Source organism: Microcoleus sp. Pol17C6, from assembly GCF_036701145.1.
In the GTDB taxonomy this organism is placed as follows: domain Bacteria; phylum Cyanobacteriota; class Cyanobacteriia; order Cyanobacteriales; family Microcoleaceae; genus Microcoleus.
The window spans coordinates 1-18019 of the sequence record NZ_JAUBQH010000091.1; the positions used below are offsets into that span (position 1 = coordinate 1).

The window sequence follows — 18019 nt, forward strand, 5'->3', positions numbered from 1 at the left end:
CTGGCAATTACCCAATCCCAAAATCCAAGTGCTTCCCCATTAAGCCCAACGGCTGGAAAGTCAGGCATTGATAACCCAGCTTTAGCAGCAACCAAGCGCCACACCTCAACAGTCACGAGCGGGCAAAAAACTTCTAGGGGCTTGCCTTGTGGCTGGTAGTATCTGCGGGCGCGACCTTTCTTGTCAATTGCGATCGGTTCCCCAGTCAGTTGCCGGAAGCGGCCATTGACTATGAAGCCACTCGCACCCTCACACTTGGCATAATTCCTTTTGGCTTGAGCGCTGCCACTGCTGCTGTTGGTTGTAGAGTCAGTGTCGCGATAAAGCAGGTCGTAGATGGCTCTACCGCTGACGGGTTCAAAGTTTAGAGTATAGATTTTAGGGTTGATGCCCGACTTGACTACGCAGTCATGGAAGCTTAAATCTATACCCTCAATAGGGTATAATGAGGTCATAAATTGTGATCTCGCCGTAACGCGAGTTTGACTCCCAAAAGCCGCTGTTCAGGTTCCAATTGAGCCAGCGGTTTTTGGTTTACATAAAGGTTTAGAAAAATTAAAACACGAGTGGAACCACCTCGCTAGAAAATAAGCGAGCGGATAGGTAAGTCACTGCGAGCGCAACCATTAGTCGATTCAATCTTGGGAAGAGGAATAAAGATTGATGGCGGGTCGCGGCTGGCTTCGATTGCGCTGTATTCAACAACATCAACAGCGGTCTTAATCGTGTCTATGACCCAGGAGAAAAGCTCGACTACGGCTAACAGCTCAAAAAAGCGGGTTCCAAGCCAAGCCCACAACATCTCTCTGATTTCTCCTCTGATGAAGTATGTAATTGCATTGCTGACTACACGCCAAAATTTCAAATGTTTTTTGGAACACTTTTTGCCCAGAGGTATGCTCATGTCAACTGGCACCTCGAAAAGTGTTAGGGGCCATTCATTCGGCGACCAAACTCTGGGTTCAACAACGTGTTGGACAATTTCTACACAAGAAGCTAAATCTTTCATTTTCCAACATCAGAGGAGCTTTGCGCTTATTTTCCGTAGAAGGCTAGAAACTATACCACATAGATGTTTATTTTTGTTGTTATACCGGGTATCACTCAACCCGGTTGAGTTGGACAGTTAAGTTTGAAGCGAGCAAGCAAAAATATCGCGGCCGGGGAGGGGGCGGCCACGCGAGCTGTCCCCCCCCGGCCCACGTTCTATTATCCTCCTTTTTCGCCAAATTTTTTAATTAATTCCTCAAGCTGCTTTTTGCCCTCAGAAAATTTGCGTCCCTTCTTGTTGAGAATATTCTCAATAATCCAGGTTGCGGTTTTACCTTGGATTTGTGCAGCTTCCACTTTCCACCACAGCTCTAAATCACTAGCGTCATTTTCGGAAACGGTAGCGGAAGTTTCCGCCTGTAAGTCGTTAGTATATATAGCTTCCAGGGCTTCCCGCTTAGCTTCCACTTCCTCATCGGAAGCTGCCAAAATTGCCTCAGCTTCCTTCTTCCTGGTTTCCTCACTAACATAGACCGAGGTACTGATTTCGTGGACTACATCGCTATCAATGGCCGCCTGTTTTAATGCCTCGAATTCCTCAATCTTTGCCAATTTCAGAGCAGAGCGACGGGCTTCAAAGCAGCAGGCAAAACCAGACACCAGGGCGATGCCTTGCATGAAATTGTGCAGAGGGATTCTGCGCGAGAAAACGAACGGAGGAGCCAGCCACAAGCAAACGCCCGAAACAGACAGAACTGAAACTTTCAGAAGCGACATAGCATCACCCCCACACCGACTAAGGCAGCAATTGTACTTACTATCAGCCGGAACCGCAATTCCATTAAGTCGATTTTCAGCAACCTTACAAGAGCGTCGTCAACTACCCACGCAGTAGCGCTGATGATAAGCTTGAGCGCAAAGAGTGCTTGCACAAAATACAGAAGCGAGAGATGCAGCGATGCCAACCAACATAGGAAGCTGGAGGCAATCGCAGTCAACACAAAGTTGTTAGTGAGTGCGATCGCTTTTATCATTCTGCCGAACCTCCCAGAAGTTTAGCCTTGATAGCTTCAATCCGTTCTGTAGCCTTGCTCTCAGCTTTTTCAAGTCCTACCCCTAGTCGAGCATATCCTGGTCGCAACCCGTGCAATTTTTTAGCCAGTTTGAAATCAGCTTGCTTCTTGGTCAATTCGTTGGTGGCAACTGCAACCTCATACCCTCGATGCGCCTTGTGAACTTTAGCATCGGCCATCTCAACGGCAGACATCGCTTTGTAGGCTTTTTTCGTATGTCGGGCATCCTCAGTTTTCTGTTTGGATTCAGCCTTCAGGGCGTCAGCTTCCTCTTTAGTGAAGTAGCGGGGGGCATCAAGTACAGGAATAGAGCGGATACTGCTGAATTTACCAGGATTTAGTGGTGTTATTACGTTTGCATCCGTTGCTTTGCTGAGCACCTCGCTCTTGCTGCTAATAGCTTCTGAGCTATCGCCGCCAAATAGTCGAGTCATGGTTCCCATTATTTCGCTCCGATTTGAATGTTTACGCGGACTGGAGGGAAAAGATTTAAAGGGTTGATTTGTCGCCACAGGGACATCGCCAGCACAAACACTCCCGCCGATGCGAGTACGAGCGCGATAAGTTGCCCGAAATCAACCCAGTCTAGAAAGTTAGTGGAATTTTGGCGACTAAAACTACACACCGGGGACGAACCATCATTAGTCCAATCAAGGGTGTCTACACTGTCTACAGTCGTGTCTACAATGTCTAGCGTGTTGTCTAGCTGTACACCTAGCATTGTGTCAAGCGATTCACCCTCAACAAGGTAGAGGTCAAGCAGTGTTTCCCAAGTAGCAGTTTTAGAAAGCTTCCCGAACTGCTTTGCATCTTCATTGGTGAAACCGCGCTCAAATGCGATCGCTTTTAATCGGTCAATCCGTCGGTAGCTGGCAATGGGTTTAGTCATGGCAAAACCCCGCCAACTCCGTTAAGAGTTGCGATCGCCAATCAAGGCAATCGGCTGAATATGGCATTATAGTTAGGCTCCAAGCGTATTAGGTGTACGTTTGGGGAAGTCGTGACTTGTTCGGTGTTACTAGCACCGCTCAGTCGCGCATCAATCTTCCTTAATTACTTACGATCGCAGCTTCTTCGAGAAAATACAACCCTGCAATTGTAAAGTTTTGTGCGAGTAAAGCCCCTTTTTAGGGGGCGTGATTCCTAATTCCCTTTTGGGGTTTACCCTTCAATCATCTCCAAAATTGTCTCAATGTCTGCCAGTGTTGCTGCTGATTTCTTACGCTTGGCTTTGAGCCTGTTTAACACGTCAGCAGCCTCTGGTAGCTCAATTTCAGCGCGTCGGGTCTGGTACAGCTCAATCCTCATGTCACTCACTAAATTTTGAAGTCGCTTACATTCACCCTTTAATCGCTTCACTTCATCAATTGAACCACCTGTGTCACGCGATTGAGACTGTTTGTTTTCTACTTTGGAACCACTACGACTATCTGCTGTGTCACGCGATTGAGGCTGTTTCGTCTCTACTTCGGAACCACTACGACTATCTGCTGTGTCACGCGATTGAGACTGTTTTTTGTCCAGTTGTCGGGCATAATCTAGAGTAGCGTCAGCTAGGGCGATCGGAACTCGAATGGTGCGAGTTGGGCCGCTCTGCCAAGCAGCTTTAAAGCGGGAATCTTTGATTGAATCTTCGTGTCCTTTAGGGTTAGGCATAACAAATGAATCCCTTGTGTCAAGCGTTTCATTTAGTCTAGCAAGAACACCCAGTAGTTTCAAGCGCTTGACACACGATTTTTTTGTGTCCTCAGCCGGACGGGCAGGCGGCTATTTTTCCGATGGCCGATTTTTTAATTGTGACTACGAAGAAGACAACGGCGGCCAGTCGTAAAAATCCCGCTGGAAGCTTTAGGCGAGGATAGGGTAATTTCCCACTCATTCCAAAACCTTGTTCTAGGCGGGGATACGCAATTTTTCCCGTCTAACCCCTGTAACCATTGCTTCATCAAGATATCCTAAAACATTGCTTTAGCTATTTTGAGAGCAAATTGCTTATTTAGTTAAGTAAGCTTATAAACATTGTGTAAAGCTAAGCTTCTCAGCTATTTGAGTAAGTTAATTATTTTATATAATAGTTTTTGCTGATTTAGCGTCTGTTCCATAAGTTTTTAATATAAAATATAAAACTCACATTAGCAAAGTTTAGTGTTAGGTGTCTGGGGTCAAGGTTTTGATCCTGAATTCACACTATTTTTTAGGCGATCAGGCTGCCAATCATAAGTTATTTTAATAATTTAGTTTTTAAGGTTTACATGAAGATTTAACACGACCTGATCCTTAGTATTCGACTTAGAGATAACATACCGCTACAGTGAAATTACTGAACAAGAACGTAAAACTTCAGCAAAAAAGTCAAGCTGGCTCACCGAAGTCTAGCTATATCTTTTGAGTTTCCTGGCTGCCTAAGATAGGAGGCTTGTTGTTTTTTTGGGTGGATTTTTTAGTAAGTTCCTTTGAAAAATTTACACTGTAAATTTTTACCTTTTTGGCGGTTTCAGTTTCTTAATCTCAATCTGGAATTAAACAAATGGCAACAATATATGGCACTTCGGACAATGACTTCATCTATGGCATGGCTGGCAAGGATACCATCTATGGCCTGGCTGGCAATGACACCATAGAGGGTACGGGCGGCAATAATCTGTTCTATGGTCAAGATGGCAATGACTCACTTAATGGCGGATATGGCGATGACTCACTTGATGGCGGGTATGGCGATGACGAGCTCTTTGGCGCGGATGGTAATGACACTCTCTGGGGCAGGGTTGGCAATGACTGGCTTGCTGGCGAGGGTGGCAATGACTTGATTTATGGCGAGGATGGCAGTGACTGGCTCTTGGGCTTCGACGGCAATGACACTCTCTGGGGCGGGGCTGGCAATGACTATCTCTGGGGCACGGCTGGCAATGACTTGCTCAATGGCGGGGATGACATCGACAAAGTATCGTACAGCGATGCAGGAACGGCTGTCAATCTCCAGTTAGGGGCAGTCGGCGACGGGTCTGGGTTAGGTCGGGCTTCCGACGGGCAGGGCGGCATAGACTCGCTCTCAGGCATCGAAGTAGCGACAGGTTCTAGCTATAACGATACTCTCCTTGGCGGAGACGGCAGAGAAACGCTGGATGCGAGGGCGGGCGACGACTTATTGTCTGGCTTGAGCGGTGATGACTATCTGGTTGGTGATGCGGGAAATGACACCCTCACAGGCGGTGGTGGGAGAGATACCATTTACTACGGCAGTGGTAATGGTTCTGATCGCGTTAATGGTTTCACCCTCGGAGCTAGCGGAGACATTCTATCCTTCAGTGGAATTTCAGCGATCGATGTGGTGCAATCTGGCGCGAACACTTTATTGCGATTGGGCAATGGCATTGCTGGTGATACCGGTTTTGGCACAGGCGCGCTGTTGATCACCCTAGCTAACACTTCGTTTACGGCGGCCAATGTCAGCACCAATATCAACTCAGCCAACAGACCCACCTTCCAGTTCTCGTAACCTCAATTTGGAGTCTGTGTAATGGGTACTCAGAGTTTATTTTTTCTATCGGGATCTCGCTCCCCCCCTTTTTCAAAGTTGGGGTAGATATAGCGAAGCTGTTACCAGGGGCAAAGTAGGCTGAAAGCTTTGCTTATCAAAAATTTCAGTTTTGCCATTAAATACACTGATTGCTGAAATGGGGTGATTCGCGGCTGTATTAAATGTATTAATTGGCGATCGACTTGCGGCCCGCCCCACTCCGGCCATTGTCGATCGAACCTCTCACTATTCTGCTTCAGGTTTAGGTTCCTTTGGTTTTTTCTCAAAGACTTGGATACTTGGGTCTGATAGCACAAAGCCGTTAGGGGTTGATTCACCCATCTTGCCACCGATCGCAGCAACCCACATGGGATAGTTGGCAGCAGCATCCTCAAGCTTCTTCCATATTTTTGGCTTAACACTAACCGACACTACCCGACCGTCACAGTCAAGCTCAAAGGTTTTCCAGTTGTCTTTATTCGTTTCTACGTTGGTAGGGAGTTCGTTAATTTTGATGATGAGTTCAAGCTTGCCAGTTGTCATAGGTGATTTTGTTGGTTTAATGTGTGTTGCTTTTCTGGTACTTTGCCAGCTTTGTTATATTTTCTAGCCTAGGGGTTGAAATCGCTACAGCTTCATTAAGTCAGGATAAAAGCATATCCTGAGCCAGAGCCTAGAATCGCTAAAGTTATCGAATAGTTCCAAGCGCGTGACACATAGCTTTTAATGTCCTCAGCCGGACGGGCAGGCGGCTATTTTTCCGACGGTCTTCTAAATTTTTTCGCTTCAGCAGAGACTTAACAGACCGTCGAAAAAATCCCGCTAAAGGTTTAGAAGGGAAAGGGTGATTTTCCCATTCACTGCAAAACTTTGTTCTAGGCGGGGATATCAGTAATTCCCCGCCTACAGCTTGAAACTACTGCGGCTAGGCTCCAGCTTGACGCATTGTCAACAAGCGTCTGCGTTATTGACAATGCTCTGCATAACTGGCTTTATAAATACCTAACACCCCCAACTGCTCCAGCTCCATTAAGGTATGGACTTATGCTGACCCAGGGCTTAAAGTTACCCAAAGCATCTGTAACCACTATCTATAACCGTTAATTACCTACCAATCTAGTGTACCCTCAAGTTCCGGTGCGTTGCGGTTGTTAGAGGGCGCTTCACAGTACATCTCTTACTTTCGATAAGCTGCGGTGGAAGAATTCACTGTGGATTTCTGAGCACCGCAGCTTGTGAGTAAGCGTACTTCAGAATGGCTGATACTATCCACCGTTAGCATTCTGAATTTCTAGCTTCACAGTAGCCCAGTCGCCCTCCTTATCATCTACACGTCCATCGTAAACAGATTTCATTTCACCTGGCATAATATTCGTTGCATCAATTCCCTTTGAACCTCCCATATTCCAATCGGGACCTTCCCAGAGTTCAATTACTCCAGATGCAGTAATAATTCCAGCAGCATCAGCCTGCATATCTAATTTAATAGTAAGGCGTACTTCTCCATCGACTGTCTTTGAATCCTCGTAGGACTTTGAAAATCCGCCTTGCTCAAGAGTGACATTCTTGGAAAAAGAATAGTCTTCCTCTTCATCACCACCAAACAAGTCAATAGAATCATCATCGTGAACTTTTCCGTTTGCATTGATTTTTGCGAGCCGAGTTGCCATCACTCTTTTTCCTTATTTACAAAAACTCTAACTTGTTATTAGACGGAATCTTTCCTCAATACTCCGGACAATTTTTGGAACGATACTACAAGCTTTACAAGGCAAATATCATAAAAAAGTCAAATTAAATGCAAGTCAGGGGTAGAGGGGACATTGATTTAATTATCCACCGTGCCTCAAAGTCCTAGGGAATAAGCCATTGGGTTATAGCACCATATCCTGAGCTAACGCTTAGGACTGCTACAGCTTCATCAAAATATGTGATTATCCTGACCTACGGCTGGCGTAGCGACAATTTCTCAACTCTCTGGTTACATATATATGTTGGGTAACTGCATACAATTAGAGAACCGTTTCTCCATCGACTCTGAAGCGGACTTGACTACCTTCTTCAATAAGACGATGATTAGCCATTTTCATTGCACTTCTTGTGATTTCTTCATCAGTATGTATTTTCCCTTTACGACAGACGGCAATTATTTGGTCATCATCCTGGCTTAATTTTCTGAGAAATTCTTGAAAAACAGTTGTATTTTTAAGCTGAGCAAGCGTGTAATTTTTAACTAGCTTAACAACTTCATTGCCTCCGCACATAGCGCGCTCTAAGCTATCCCAAACCGTTAAAGTGACGGGGCTGCTATATTCATCAGAAGGATTTGGGTCTAAACATACTAACCATCTCCCGCTCCTATGGCTTTTTACCACGTCAATGCACACAATCCATCCCTCAGCAAGCTCAACTTCTTTATGGCAGACATAATCACCCACAGGTCTTATCCCAAAACTAGGTAGTTGAAACTTTTTTTCTTTTTTGCGTTTTGCGTTTCTGCCCATGATTCTCCTTAGTGTCTAGTATGTGTTAAGTGGTTTCCCAGCGGATTTGATGAGGCCAAGCCAACACCTCGCTCCATCCCCCTACTTGCTCAACAAGAATTCTATATTGAGCGCCATCTGTGGCGGCCAAGAATGAGCCTCGCACCCACTGTCCCCAGCGTTGCACCCATGCCGTTCTGCCAATTGGTTCTGTCTGCGGTTCTGCCTGCTCTGGCAAAGGTTCCACTGTCACAGATGACTGCTGTATTTGTTTATTTATAGCTTCATCTGTGACAACCTCAAAGCCTTGCTGTTCAAGCAATCCAGCCTGTTTTAAATCTTCCACTTTTTTAGAGAGGCGAACGGCTGTAAGCTCAGCCAAAACATCCCAATTTTCAGGGAGGGAGCAAACCCGCTGAGCACCCTTTGAGGTAAGTTTGGTGGTGGCTTCTGGCTGATATCGATAAGACCAGACGCGCTCAAAACCCTCTCGAATTTGTTGGGCGACCAGTTTGACACCGATACTAGCAAGCAAGCGATTAATGTAGCGCATGGGAGCTTTCTTGTCGGGATAGCCCAGCACGTTAGCCACAGCTTTTTTCTTGCAGCGCTTGATAAAATCTCGAACTTCTGGAGAGTCAGCAGTCCAGGAGCTATCAGAATTTAGGAATTGTTCAATCCCTAGATTTTTTAAGAGTCGCAGCTTCAGCCAGCGATCGGAAATGTCGGGCAGGAAAGTTCGGAGCTGTTGATTCCACTTGCGACGCTGTAGATATTCGGCATCCTCCTGGTTTTTAAAGAGCCAGGAAGCTTCGAGCTTATTTAATAAAGTGCGGTCTTCAAAACGAACCAGGCGAACAAACTCCCATGTCCATAGAGCCAAGCGTTCTATTCCTGGTAATCGAGCCTTGAGTCGAGCTTTGATGGCTTGACAGCGTTCTGCCCAGGACGCGGAGTAACTGCGTTCTATTTCGAGGGCTTTATTTAAATCGATATCATCAGCGTCGAATATCTGTTTGGCCGCTTTGTCGCGACATTCTTGTTTGGCTTCCAAATGCTCGTTTGACTCGGAGCTGCCAGCTTGTACCCATTGCGGAGCATAACCCCCAGCTTCAAAAGCTTTGAACAAATACCCCCGCAAATCACGCCGCTCAAAGTTTTCTTTAGCCTTGATTTTGCAGTAAGTCTCGTGATGGGGTGATTGTGCTTGTTGGGCGATCGCTTCTCTTGTGACTGCGCTCAGCACTTCATCGGTCAGAGTTAGGGCTTCAGCAGTTACTCGCTCTTCAATGGCTGCACTGATTTGTTTGTAGTAGGTTGCGTCACCGTCTTTGGATGAACCCAAACCGCGCTCGGCAGCAAAAACAGTGATGCGTTCAGGATGACGGACACGGCGGCTCATTTGTAGGCACTCGTCTACACCGATCGTTCCCACAAACCAGCAGAACACATCGGAAAATTTGTGCAGGATGGAAATATCTACACCAGATTCTGCCGTAGGAGAATAAATCAGCCACGCGGGTCGATGTTCCCTGATATAGGCGTCAGGGTCAGCCAGAAATTCTTTAGCCCACGCCTCGGTTACAGTTTTTGCGGTGAGAAGGATTCCTTCACCATGCGAAACCTGTAGAAGCTCTGCCATTGCCTCAGCTTTTTCAACGGAGTCAGTGGCTATGGCGGGACAGGCAGCAGTAAGAATTTGCTGGGTGTACCATTCATCGAATTTCTTCAAAGATTGACCAGCTTCAGGGGTGACAAAAAATACTGGCGGTGTGTCGCCCTTGAATGAGTTCTCAATTTTGTCTGCTACCTTGCCAGAGAGCCGGGAAATGTAGCTGACAACCCAGTCGGCTTGATGTCCATCTGTGAGGACAATGCGATCTGCCTTTTGGCAAGCAAGCTCAAAGCGTTCTAGAACGTCAAGCCGTTTGTCAAAAAGCGTTCTGCTGGTTAAAAGGTGTTTGATAACACTTGCAGACTCGTCAATTATCAGGGTGCAGCCTTCAAGCCGTTCTAGGGGGATTTTAAGAAGCGAATCTACGCACAGAGTCAAGCGAGCGTCAGGGTTCGCAAACATTTTGTAGCCACCGTGAGCATCAAGGTGGTAACTGTTTAGCTTTTCGGCAAGCTGCAAGCCCAAGCTGTTGCGGTAAGTGAGGTTAATTTGAACGCCCGTCCTGTCTGCCGCTACCTTGTTCTTGAGATACTCAGTTTTGCCAGTGCCAAGACCGCTCTTGATAGCTGTGATTTTTCCGCTTCTGGGAGCCTCGGTGTCAAAGTATCGCGAATTGGTGAGGACATCGGGAGAGAACCCACGGTGCATCCGCCACAAACGTTCATCTTGCAATTTAGAGAACAGTTCGGCGGCAGACAACACAGCATCAATATCGCCACCAGCTACGCAGAAATCATCTACCCCTTTGGCAGGGCCGGGCAGAGTTGCGATTTTTGCGATCGCACTTTTGAACAATTTTGCTAGGGTGCTGGCCGCCTTAAACTCTTGACTCTGGGAATAATCCCCGGCGCGATGGTCAAAGACGATTGTGATTTCACGTCCTGCTGTGTCAAGCGGTTCGAGGGCTGTGTGCAGTACCCGCGCCGATGCTCGCTGGTATTCTGTCCCGTCTGGTTTTCTTACTGTTTCGCCGCGTTCTGTAACTCTGTAACCTGTGTGAATTCCTGGTAATCCGACCGCTGCATACCCGCGAGAAATTAAGGTCGCTGCTTTCTTTTCACCTTCAGTGATTACGATCGGGCAACCGCTGGCAATTACCCAATCCCAAAATCCAAGTGCTTCCCCATTAAGCCCAACGGCTGGAAAGTCAGGCATTGATAACCCAGCTTTAGCAGCAACCAAGCGCCACACCTCAACAGTCACAAGCGGGCAAAAAACTTCTAGGGGCTTGCCTTGTGGCTGGTAATATCTGCGGGGGCGTCCTTTCTTGTCAAATGCGATCGGTTCCCCAGCTAATTGCCGGAAGCGGCCGTTAACTATTAAGCCACTTGCACCCTCGCACTTAGCATAATTTCTTTTGGCTTGAGCGCTGCCACTGCTGCTGTTAGTTATGGGGTCTGTGTCGCGATAAAGCAGGTCGTAGATGGCTCTACCGCTGACAGGTTCAAAGTTCAAGCGATAGACTCCGGGGTCAATACCAGACTTGACCACGCAATCGTGAAAGCTTAAATCTATTGATTTACCCCCAATAGAAGGGTAAGATATAATCATAAGTCATTAGCTCGTCCTTAAAGCGAGTGAAGTACCAAAATCCGCTGGGTACAGGTTCCAATTGTTTCAGCGGTTTTTTGGTGTTTGTAGTTTAAAAACTTTTAACACAGAGTAAAACCGCCCGCTAAAAATAAGCGAGCAGGAGTGAATCGCTGCGAGCGCAACCATTCGATTCAATCTTGGGGATAGGAACAAAGATTTTAATTTTGGGCGGGTCGCGGGTCGCTTTAACTTTACCTGTGTAGAGGTCAGGGTCAAACTCAGGAGTAATTTGTTCTGTCCACCTCTTAAAATCAGTGGGGTTGTCGTGGTTCCTTGAAAGCAGAACCCGCAACATCAACTTGACCTCATTTTTGAGGTCGCAACCCACTTGCCGGATTATCGCGCGCAAAAAACCCACATCCCTTTTTAACCCTTCTATGTCGATTTTTAACAAGCACGAATTTGTATCCCAGTATGGATGAGCCAGAGCCAGGGAGTAGCTGTATTTGATAGCAATTGTTTTAAAGTGGGGTGTTAAATCCATGTTTTTAGCATATAGCGTTAAAGCACCTTGAATCTTTGTTTTTTGAGAGATTTTAATTGGGCTTTCAAGCTCTCAACTTCGTACTGCAATTGCTTCTTTTCAAGCCCCAACTTTTCCGCGCAATAGTGCAAATAGGAGAATTCTGAAGCTTTAGCCCCATCGAAATCAGAGGAATCCTCATCTTCAAAAGAATGAAATGCCCGAAAGTATTGCTGTCCATCAAGATAGCGGGCAATTTCCATGAGTTGAGGAGCTAAAGAAACTGGCACTCTAATGGTCTTAAAATTGCGCGTAGACCATTGGGAAGGACGCCCAGCCCCCATCCGCTTCCCACCACGTCCAAGTTGTTTAACTGATTTAATCATATAACCAAGGAAAATATTGATTAAGGTTGACGAGTCAAAAATGTCTACATCTATCTAGAGATATAGGTTTTCTCTATCTTAAGATATATATTTTTCTTTAGGTTATGTACCGGGTATCACCTAACCCGGTTGCAAGCAAGCGACGTGGCCGGGGGGGCGGGCCATAGCCCGGCTGCTCCCCCCGGCCCACGTTCTTATTTTTCTTCTTCCTCCATTAAGCGTTTATATTCAGACTCAGCAGTTTTATATTTTTCTGAGCCACCTTTTGAAGCTCCCCAAATTTCGAGAATGATTTTCGCCTTGCCGTATCCGCGAGCTTGGAGTTGAAGAATGCGTTCTCGGAGTTCGTTGTCGGCGTTCTCAGCTAGCTTTCGTTCTGCCTGCTCTTCATTCTCGGAACTCAGTGCTAGAGCGCGTTCTAAGAGTTCTCGGTTAGCGTCGGTAGCGAGTAAAAGTTCTGCCTCAGTTCTACGTTCTTGTTCGGACACATAAGCGGAAACAGCGAGTTCATCTGCGACATCGGCGTTGATAGCTCGCTCTTTCATTGCCTCAAATTCCTCATCCTTAGCGACCTTAAGAGCACATCGGCGCGCTTCAAAACAACAACCGAAACCAGACACCAGGGCGATGCCTTGCATGAAATTGTGCAGAGGTATTTTGCGGGAAAAGACGAAAGGAGGAGCCAGCCAGAGGGTAAGCCCAGAAATCGACAGCACCGAAACTTTTAGGAGCGACATAGCATCACCCCCACACCAACCAAAGCTCCGATCGTGCTTGCAATCAGCCGAAAGCGTAATTGAATCAGATTGATTTTTAACAATGCTACGAGAGCATCATCTAAAATCCAAGCGCTGACACTGACTATTAATTTGAGAGCGAATAATGCTTGTACAAAATGCAGGAGTGAGAAATGCAGCGATGCCAGCCAGCAGAGGAAGCTGGAAGCAATCGCCGTAAGCAGAAAAAAGTTGCCCAGGGCGATCGCTTTTATCATTGTTCCGTACCTCCAAGCAGTTTCGCTTTGATAGCTTCAATCCGTTCAGCAGCACGGTTTTCTGAATTTTCTAGACCTACACCTAAACGAGCATAACCAGGACGCAAGCCGTGCAAGTGTTTAGCCAAGCCCACATCAGCTTTTTTCTTGGTGAATTCACCAGTAGCAACTACTTTCTCGTACCCTCGATGGGCTTTATGTACTTTTGCATCCGCTTCCTCAATCTGACCTAAAGATTTGTAGGCTTTTTTTGCATGGCGAGCGTTCTCAGTTTTTTCCTTCGCAAGTTTCTTCATTGCGGCCGCTTCTTCCTCTGTGAAGTATCGCGGAGCATCTACTACGGGTGAAGTACGGATGCTGGTAAAGTTGCCAGGATTTAGTGGCGTGATTACGCTTGCATCTGTGGGAGCGGTCAGCTTGTCAGACTTGCTGCTGATAGCGTCACTACTTTCGCCACCAAAAAGTCGAGTCATTGTTCCCATTATTTTGTTGCTCCGATTTGAATGTTGACTTTGATTGGAGGAAATAAATTCAGAGGATTGATTTGTCGCCATAAACTCATAGCCAGCAAAAAGACCCCCGCCGATGCGAGTGCGAGTGCGACAAGTTGACCTAAATCAACCCAATCAAAAAAGGTGGAATTATGCCGGGGAAAACACACGGGGAACGAACCATCGTTAGCCCAATCCAAAGTGTCTACACTGTCTACAAAACTGTCTACACTGTCTAGTGTGTTGTCTAGCATTGTGTCAAGCGATTCACCGTCAACGAGGTACAGTTCTAGCAGCGCTTCCCATGTGGCAGTTTTGCTGAGTTTTCCGAACTGCTTTGCATCTTCATTGGTAAAACCACGCTCAAATGCGATCGCTTTCAAGCGGTCAATGCGTCGGTAGCTGACCAGGGGCTTAGTCATGGCAAAACCCCACTAGCTCCGTTAAGAGTTGCGATCGCCCAGAAAAGCGATCGGCTGAATATGGCATTATAGTTAGGCTCCAACCGTTGTACGTGAACTGTTGGGGAAGTCGTAGTCAGTTGGGTAGTGAGATACCTAATTGACCGCGCATATCAAATCTTCCTTAAACTTACGATCGCAGGTTTACAGCCACCTTGTCAAGCGATGGCTGTAAAGTTTTGTCGCCTCAGCTTCCTAAAATTTCTAGAATAGCTTCCAAGTCTGCCAAATCAGCTTTTGATTTCTTGCGCTTGGCTCGGAGCTTACTGAGAATTGTAGCCGCGTCGAAAGTTAATTTCTCGGAAAGTTGGGCGACCGGGGCAGAGTTTTGCTTTAACTCGGAGAGTTGCGCCTCAATTTGCTCTTGATAGGTATGGGCTTCTGCTAATTCTTGCCTAAGTGATGCCACATCCAATTTGCACCGTTTCCACATACCGAAAAGCCGCTCATGGGGCTGTTTCGCTATCCTCGCATCATCGGCTTTTACCGCAGGTGAGGAAATACAACAACCCGATTGAGGCATTGTGTCACGCGGTTCGACAGAATTAGTGTCTGTTTTAACGTTACTTTTTTTCCGTGTGTCAAGCGGTTCAGTAGAGATAGCGTCAGTTTTGGTATCACGTTTTTTAGCTGTGTCATGCGGTTCACCTCTTTGGTCAAGTTGTCGGGCATATTCTAAAGTTGCGTCAGCCAGGGCGATCGGAACTCGAATGGTGCGAGTCGGACCGTTCTGCCAAGCAGCTTTAAAGCGGGAATCTTTGATTGACTCTTCGTGTCCTTTAGGGTTTGGCATAATAGATGAATCCCTTGTGTCATGCGTTTCATTTACTCTAGCAAATAAAGCCGAGTAGTGTCAAGCGCGTGACACACGGTATTTTACCAAACTAAAGAATGCCCTTCCGGGCGGGGTGGCGGCTATTTTTGCAAGGGCCGAATCATATCCTGTAACTTCGGCAGAAATCTTGCGGCCCCTGGCAAAAATCCCGCTAGAAGTTTAGACGGCAAAAGGGTGATCACCCACTCCAAAACCTTGTTCTAGGCGGGGATAAGCCTATTTTCCCGCCTAGGACGTGGAACCATTGGAGTTACGTCAGGAAATGTAGCTAACCTGATTCACAACCGGAATCTTAAGCAGGGTGAAACTTATCAGGGAAAACAAACATCTCCCCGATATCGCCGCTAACTTCCAAATATTGCACCAAATATTGAGTACCCGCGTCACACCAGCCAATCACACGAGCTTCTACCCATTTACCCCAGCGCTGCACCCATCCCGTCAAGTTTGCGATCGGAGGTTCTGCGGTTGGAGTCTCTGCATGAATGTCGGGGATGGTTCCATCTGACCCTAAATTTTTATCAAAAACAGGGGGAGGTGGAACCACCTCAAGTGCTTGCGCTGCAAGAAGTTCAGCTTCTTTTAGTTCAGCAATTTTTTTTGCTTGTTTTTTGGCTGTAAAAGCGGCCAGTTCATCCCAATTTTTAGGAGTGCTCAGCTCATCAATGAACGAATATTCTCGGTTCAGCACGCCGTTCCGTTTCGTTCTGCGGCCAATAAGCTTGTAGCCGATTAAGCTCAGCAAATGATTCAACCACTGCATCGGCTTCATCTTGCCAGGGTGGCCGAAAAGGTTGGCGATCGCTTTCTTTTTGCAGCGCTCGTAAATCTGGATAACTTCAAAATCATCCCCGCTCCAGTCCTTGCCGGAATCCAAGAATTTCTCCAGACCCAGGGCTTGAAGTGCTCGAATTTTTAGGTAGCGATTGGAGAAGTCGCCCACAAACTCGCGCTTGCCAGCCAACAATCTAGAGCGCTGTAAATATTCGGCATCCTCTGGGTTTTCAAATTGCCAAGCAGCATCAAGTTGGGATAAAAGCGATCGCTCGTCAAACCTTACCCGACGCACAAACTCCGGGCTCCACAGCTCAGAGTGTTCGATTCCTGGTAGCCGTGCTTTCAGCAAAGCTTTAATGCTCTGGCACCGTTCCGGCCATGCAGCGCTATAGTTCCGCTTAATTTCCAAAGCCTCAGCTAGGTCAATGTCGGGGGCGTTGAAAATCTCCTGAGCTTCCCTGTCTTTACACTCTTCCTTTGCCAGAGCGTGTCCTTCATCATCACACTCAGAAGCCAGGACTTGCTGCACCGAGTAACCGCCAAGCTCGAAAGCTTTAAGCAGATATTCCCGCAAGTTCGCGCGTTCTTGCTCTGCCTTGGCTTGGAGCTTTGCCCACAGAATTGTGTGTGGGGTAACAATTTGAGCCGCTAAATCTTCCCTGATTTTTTGCAACTGTGATTCATCATCTACAAGCAAGCGAGCCTCTGTGTCCCCGAACTCTGCAAGAGCTTTGATAATGTCAGCTTCAAAGATTCCCGCACTGCTGCGACTTTTCAGCCCGCGTTCAGGACAAAGAACGATGATTCTTTCAGGGTGGCGAACTCGACGGCTAATTTGTACGGCTTCGTCAACTGCGATTACCCCAACAAACCAGCAAAAAACATCAGAGAAATAATCTCGGATGCTAATGTCTATACCGCTTTCAGCCGTTGGGCTAAAGATTATCCACGCTGGTTTGTATTTGCGGATGTAAGCATCTGGATCTTTGAGAAATTCTTTCGCCCAGGCCTCTGTTACGGTTTTGGAGGTCAGCAGAAGCCCTGGGCCGTGCGATTCTCTCAGCCTTAAAGCCAAAGCCTCAGCATCCCGCAGCGAGTCTGTGGCAACGGCAGGGCAAGGACTTTTGAGGATTTCAGCGCTCAGCCACTTCTTAGCTTTCTTCCCCACGTTCACAAAAAATATGGGGGGGGTATCGCCTGTGAAGACATTCTCAATTTTTTCTGAAGGTTTGCCCGAAATCGTAGAGATGTAATCCACAACGATGTCGGACTGGTTGCCGTCACTCAGGATAATGCGATCTGCCAGCTTGCAGATTACCTCTAGTCGCTCAAGAATTTCTAGACGCTTCCCGAACAGTGTAGAAGAGGTTAGGGCGTGTTTAACTACTGACACTGACTCATCAAGGATGACAGTCATCCCTCGGACGTGCTGCACGGCATACTCAAACATCTCAATCGGAAGCTTGAGGAGAGAGTCAACGCAGAGACTTAAGCGGCTGTCGGGGTCTTGAGTAAAGAGATAGCCTTTGTGTTCGTCCCAGTGATAGCTACCCCATTTCTCGCACTGCTGCAAAAGCAAGCTGTTGCGGTATCCGAGGTTTATCTGCAATCCGCGCGGATCGATTGCAACTTTATTCTTAACCCATTCTGTTTTCCCCGTTCCGAGTCCCGATTTTATTGCCGTGACTGTGCCGGACTTTGGCGCGGGCGCATCAAAATATTTTGAGTTGATTTTGCAATCGGGAGTGAATCCCCGAAGTCTCAGCCATTTTTGCAGCTTCCATCCTTCTGAGGTTTCTTGGCAAGCTTCAGCGATCACCGCGTCAATGTCGCCACCAGCCACTAAGAAATCGTCAACACCTTTAGCAGGGCCCGGCAACTTGCCAATTTTTGCGATCGCACTTTTGAACAATTTGCTGAGAGTGCTGGCCGCCTTAAATTCTGGACTCTGGGAATAATCCCCGACGCGGTGATCGAAAATGATTGTGATTTCACGTCCTGCTGTGTCAAGCGGTTGGAGCGTTGCGTGCAGTTCCCGCGCCGATACTCGCTGGTATTCTGTCCCGTCTGGTTTCCTTACTGTTTCGCCGCGTTCCGTAACTCTGTAACCCGTGTGAATTCCTGGTAATCCGATCGCTGCATACCCGCGAGAAATTAAGGCCGCTGCTTTCTTTTCACCTTCAGTAATTACGATCGGGCAGCCACTGGCAATTACCCAATCCCAAAATCCAAGTGCTTCCCCATTAAGCCCAACGGCTGGAAAGTCAGGCATTGATAACCC

Annotated in this window: 19 protein-coding genes; 1 reads left to right on the forward strand and 18 read right to left on the reverse strand. The window is 47.1% G+C overall.

Annotation, left to right across the window (positions count from 1 at the left end; translation table 11 throughout):
* From QUA25_RS27105 to QUA25_RS27135, 7 genes are all read right to left on the reverse strand, one after another.
* The coding region (locus tag QUA25_RS27105; protein ID WP_333042644.1) for a hypothetical protein at positions 1 to 455 on the reverse strand (455 nt) is incomplete at its 3' end.
* A 125-nt stretch (positions 456 to 580) separates the two neighbouring features.
* Positions 581 to 1009, reverse strand: a complete 429-nt coding sequence (locus QUA25_RS27110) for a hypothetical protein (protein WP_333042646.1) — start codon at positions 1007 to 1009, stop codon at positions 581 to 583.
* A gap of 200 nt (positions 1010 to 1209) precedes the next feature.
* Positions 1210 to 1767 (reverse strand): hypothetical protein, encoded by a 558-nt coding sequence (locus tag QUA25_RS27115; RefSeq protein ID WP_333042647.1) that lies wholly within the window; start codon positions 1765 to 1767, stop codon positions 1210 to 1212.
* Positions 1755 to 2024: a hypothetical protein gene (locus QUA25_RS27120; RefSeq protein ID WP_194012867.1), complete on the reverse strand. Its 270-nt coding sequence runs from the start codon at positions 2022 to 2024 to the stop codon at positions 1755 to 1757. The genes QUA25_RS27115 and QUA25_RS27120 overlap by 13 nt, the downstream gene beginning before the upstream one ends.
* Positions 2021 to 2506, reverse strand: a complete 486-nt coding sequence (locus tag QUA25_RS27125) for a hypothetical protein (protein ID WP_333042648.1) — start codon at positions 2504 to 2506, stop codon at positions 2021 to 2023. The genes QUA25_RS27120 and QUA25_RS27125 overlap by 4 nt, the downstream gene beginning before the upstream one ends.
* Positions 2506 to 2952 (reverse strand): hypothetical protein, encoded by a 447-nt coding sequence (locus tag QUA25_RS27130; RefSeq protein ID WP_333042649.1) that lies wholly within the window; start codon positions 2950 to 2952, stop codon positions 2506 to 2508. The genes QUA25_RS27125 and QUA25_RS27130 overlap by 1 nt, the downstream gene beginning before the upstream one ends.
* A gap of 272 nt (positions 2953 to 3224) precedes the next feature.
* On the reverse strand, positions 3225 to 3719 hold the full coding sequence (locus tag QUA25_RS27135; RefSeq protein WP_333042651.1) for a hypothetical protein: 495 nt from the start codon (positions 3717 to 3719) through the stop codon (positions 3225 to 3227).
* 871 nt (positions 3720 to 4590) lie between these two features.
* Between QUA25_RS27135 and QUA25_RS27140 the strand changes: the two genes are divergently transcribed.
* Positions 4591 to 5559, forward strand: a complete 969-nt coding sequence (locus QUA25_RS27140; RefSeq protein WP_333042653.1) for a calcium-binding protein — start codon at positions 4591 to 4593, stop codon at positions 5557 to 5559.
* Positions 5560 to 5826: 267 nt separating this feature from the next.
* On the opposite strand, the gene QUA25_RS27145 is transcribed toward QUA25_RS27140, so the two are convergent.
* From QUA25_RS27145 to QUA25_RS27195, 11 genes are all read right to left on the reverse strand, one after another.
* On the reverse strand, positions 5827 to 6123 hold the full coding sequence (locus QUA25_RS27145) for a hypothetical protein (RefSeq protein WP_333042656.1): 297 nt from the start codon (positions 6121 to 6123) through the stop codon (positions 5827 to 5829).
* Between the two features lie 722 nt (positions 6124 to 6845).
* Positions 6846 to 7250 carry a hypothetical protein gene (locus QUA25_RS27150; RefSeq protein ID WP_333042659.1) on the reverse strand — a complete coding sequence of 135 codons (405 nt, stop codon included), beginning with the start codon at positions 7248 to 7250 and terminating at the stop codon, positions 6846 to 6848.
* A gap of 342 nt (positions 7251 to 7592) precedes the next feature.
* Positions 7593 to 8084 carry a hypothetical protein gene (locus tag QUA25_RS27155; protein ID WP_333042661.1) on the reverse strand — a complete coding sequence of 164 codons (492 nt, stop codon included), beginning with the start codon at positions 8082 to 8084 and terminating at the stop codon, positions 7593 to 7595.
* Positions 8085 to 8109: 25 nt separating this feature from the next.
* On the reverse strand, positions 8110 to 11289 hold the full coding sequence (locus tag QUA25_RS27160; protein WP_333042664.1) for a plasmid replication protein, CyRepA1 family: 3180 nt from the start codon (positions 11287 to 11289) through the stop codon (positions 8110 to 8112).
* A 543-nt stretch (positions 11290 to 11832) separates the two neighbouring features.
* Entirely contained in the window at positions 11833 to 12180 is a 348-nt protein-coding gene (locus QUA25_RS27165) for a hypothetical protein (RefSeq protein ID WP_333042666.1), read from the reverse strand.
* A gap of 194 nt (positions 12181 to 12374) precedes the next feature.
* Positions 12375 to 12917 carry a hypothetical protein gene (locus QUA25_RS27170; protein WP_333042668.1) on the reverse strand — a complete coding sequence of 181 codons (543 nt, stop codon included), beginning with the start codon at positions 12915 to 12917 and terminating at the stop codon, positions 12375 to 12377.
* Positions 12905 to 13174 carry a hypothetical protein gene (locus QUA25_RS27175; protein WP_333042670.1) on the reverse strand — a complete coding sequence of 90 codons (270 nt, stop codon included), beginning with the start codon at positions 13172 to 13174 and terminating at the stop codon, positions 12905 to 12907. Before QUA25_RS27175 ends, QUA25_RS27170 begins: the two co-directional genes overlap by 13 nt.
* Positions 13171 to 13656, reverse strand: a complete 486-nt coding sequence (locus QUA25_RS27180; RefSeq protein WP_333042671.1) for a hypothetical protein — start codon at positions 13654 to 13656, stop codon at positions 13171 to 13173. The genes QUA25_RS27175 and QUA25_RS27180 overlap by 4 nt, the downstream gene beginning before the upstream one ends.
* Positions 13656 to 14087 carry a hypothetical protein gene (locus QUA25_RS27185; RefSeq protein ID WP_333042673.1) on the reverse strand — a complete coding sequence of 144 codons (432 nt, stop codon included), beginning with the start codon at positions 14085 to 14087 and terminating at the stop codon, positions 13656 to 13658. Before QUA25_RS27185 ends, QUA25_RS27180 begins: the two co-directional genes overlap by 1 nt.
* Before the next feature lie 226 nt (positions 14088 to 14313).
* Entirely contained in the window at positions 14314 to 14919 is a 606-nt protein-coding gene (locus QUA25_RS27190; RefSeq protein WP_333042674.1) for a hypothetical protein, read from the reverse strand.
* Between the two features lie 334 nt (positions 14920 to 15253).
* Positions 15254 to 18019: plasmid replication protein, CyRepA1 family (locus QUA25_RS27195; protein WP_333042675.1), on the reverse strand; the 2766-nt coding region annotated here is incomplete at its 5' end.

Bases quoted from the DNA above. Each gene is read 5' to 3' on its own strand.
- QUA25_RS27110 (WP_333042646.1), bottom strand. From the start codon at position 1,009: ATGAAAGATTTAGCTTCTTGTGTAGAAATTGTCCAACACGTTGTTGAA.
- QUA25_RS27115 (WP_333042647.1), bottom strand. From the start codon at position 1,767: ATGTCGCTTCTGAAAGTTTCAGTTCTGTCTGTTTCGGGCGTTTGCTTG.
- QUA25_RS27120 (WP_194012867.1), bottom strand. From the start codon at position 2,024: ATGATAAAAGCGATCGCACTCACTAACAACTTTGTGTTGACTGCGATT.
- QUA25_RS27125 (WP_333042648.1), bottom strand. From the start codon at position 2,506: ATGGGAACCATGACTCGACTATTTGGCGGCGATAGCTCAGAAGCTATT.
- QUA25_RS27130 (WP_333042649.1), bottom strand. From the start codon at position 2,952: ATGACTAAACCCATTGCCAGCTACCGACGGATTGACCGATTAAAAGCG.
- QUA25_RS27135 (WP_333042651.1), bottom strand. From the start codon at position 3,719: ATGCCTAACCCTAAAGGACACGAAGATTCAATCAAAGATTCCCGCTTT.
- QUA25_RS27140 (WP_333042653.1), top strand. From the start codon at position 4,591: ATGGCAACAATATATGGCACTTCGGACAATGACTTCATCTATGGCATG.
- QUA25_RS27145 (WP_333042656.1), bottom strand. From the start codon at position 6,123: ATGACAACTGGCAAGCTTGAACTCATCATCAAAATTAACGAACTCCCT.
- QUA25_RS27150 (WP_333042659.1), bottom strand. From the start codon at position 7,250: ATGGCAACTCGGCTCGCAAAAATCAATGCAAACGGAAAAGTTCACGAT.
- QUA25_RS27155 (WP_333042661.1), bottom strand. From the start codon at position 8,084: ATGGGCAGAAACGCAAAACGCAAAAAAGAAAAAAAGTTTCAACTACCT.
- QUA25_RS27160 (WP_333042664.1), bottom strand. From the start codon at position 11,289: ATGATTATATCTTACCCTTCTATTGGGGGTAAATCAATAGATTTAAGC.
- QUA25_RS27165 (WP_333042666.1), bottom strand. From the start codon at position 12,180: ATGATTAAATCAGTTAAACAACTTGGACGTGGTGGGAAGCGGATGGGG.
- QUA25_RS27170 (WP_333042668.1), bottom strand. From the start codon at position 12,917: ATGTCGCTCCTAAAAGTTTCGGTGCTGTCGATTTCTGGGCTTACCCTC.
- QUA25_RS27175 (WP_333042670.1), bottom strand. From the start codon at position 13,174: ATGATAAAAGCGATCGCCCTGGGCAACTTTTTTCTGCTTACGGCGATT.
- QUA25_RS27180 (WP_333042671.1), bottom strand. From the start codon at position 13,656: ATGGGAACAATGACTCGACTTTTTGGTGGCGAAAGTAGTGACGCTATC.
- QUA25_RS27185 (WP_333042673.1), bottom strand. From the start codon at position 14,087: ATGACTAAGCCCCTGGTCAGCTACCGACGCATTGACCGCTTGAAAGCG.
- QUA25_RS27190 (WP_333042674.1), bottom strand. From the start codon at position 14,919: ATGCCAAACCCTAAAGGACACGAAGAGTCAATCAAAGATTCCCGCTTT.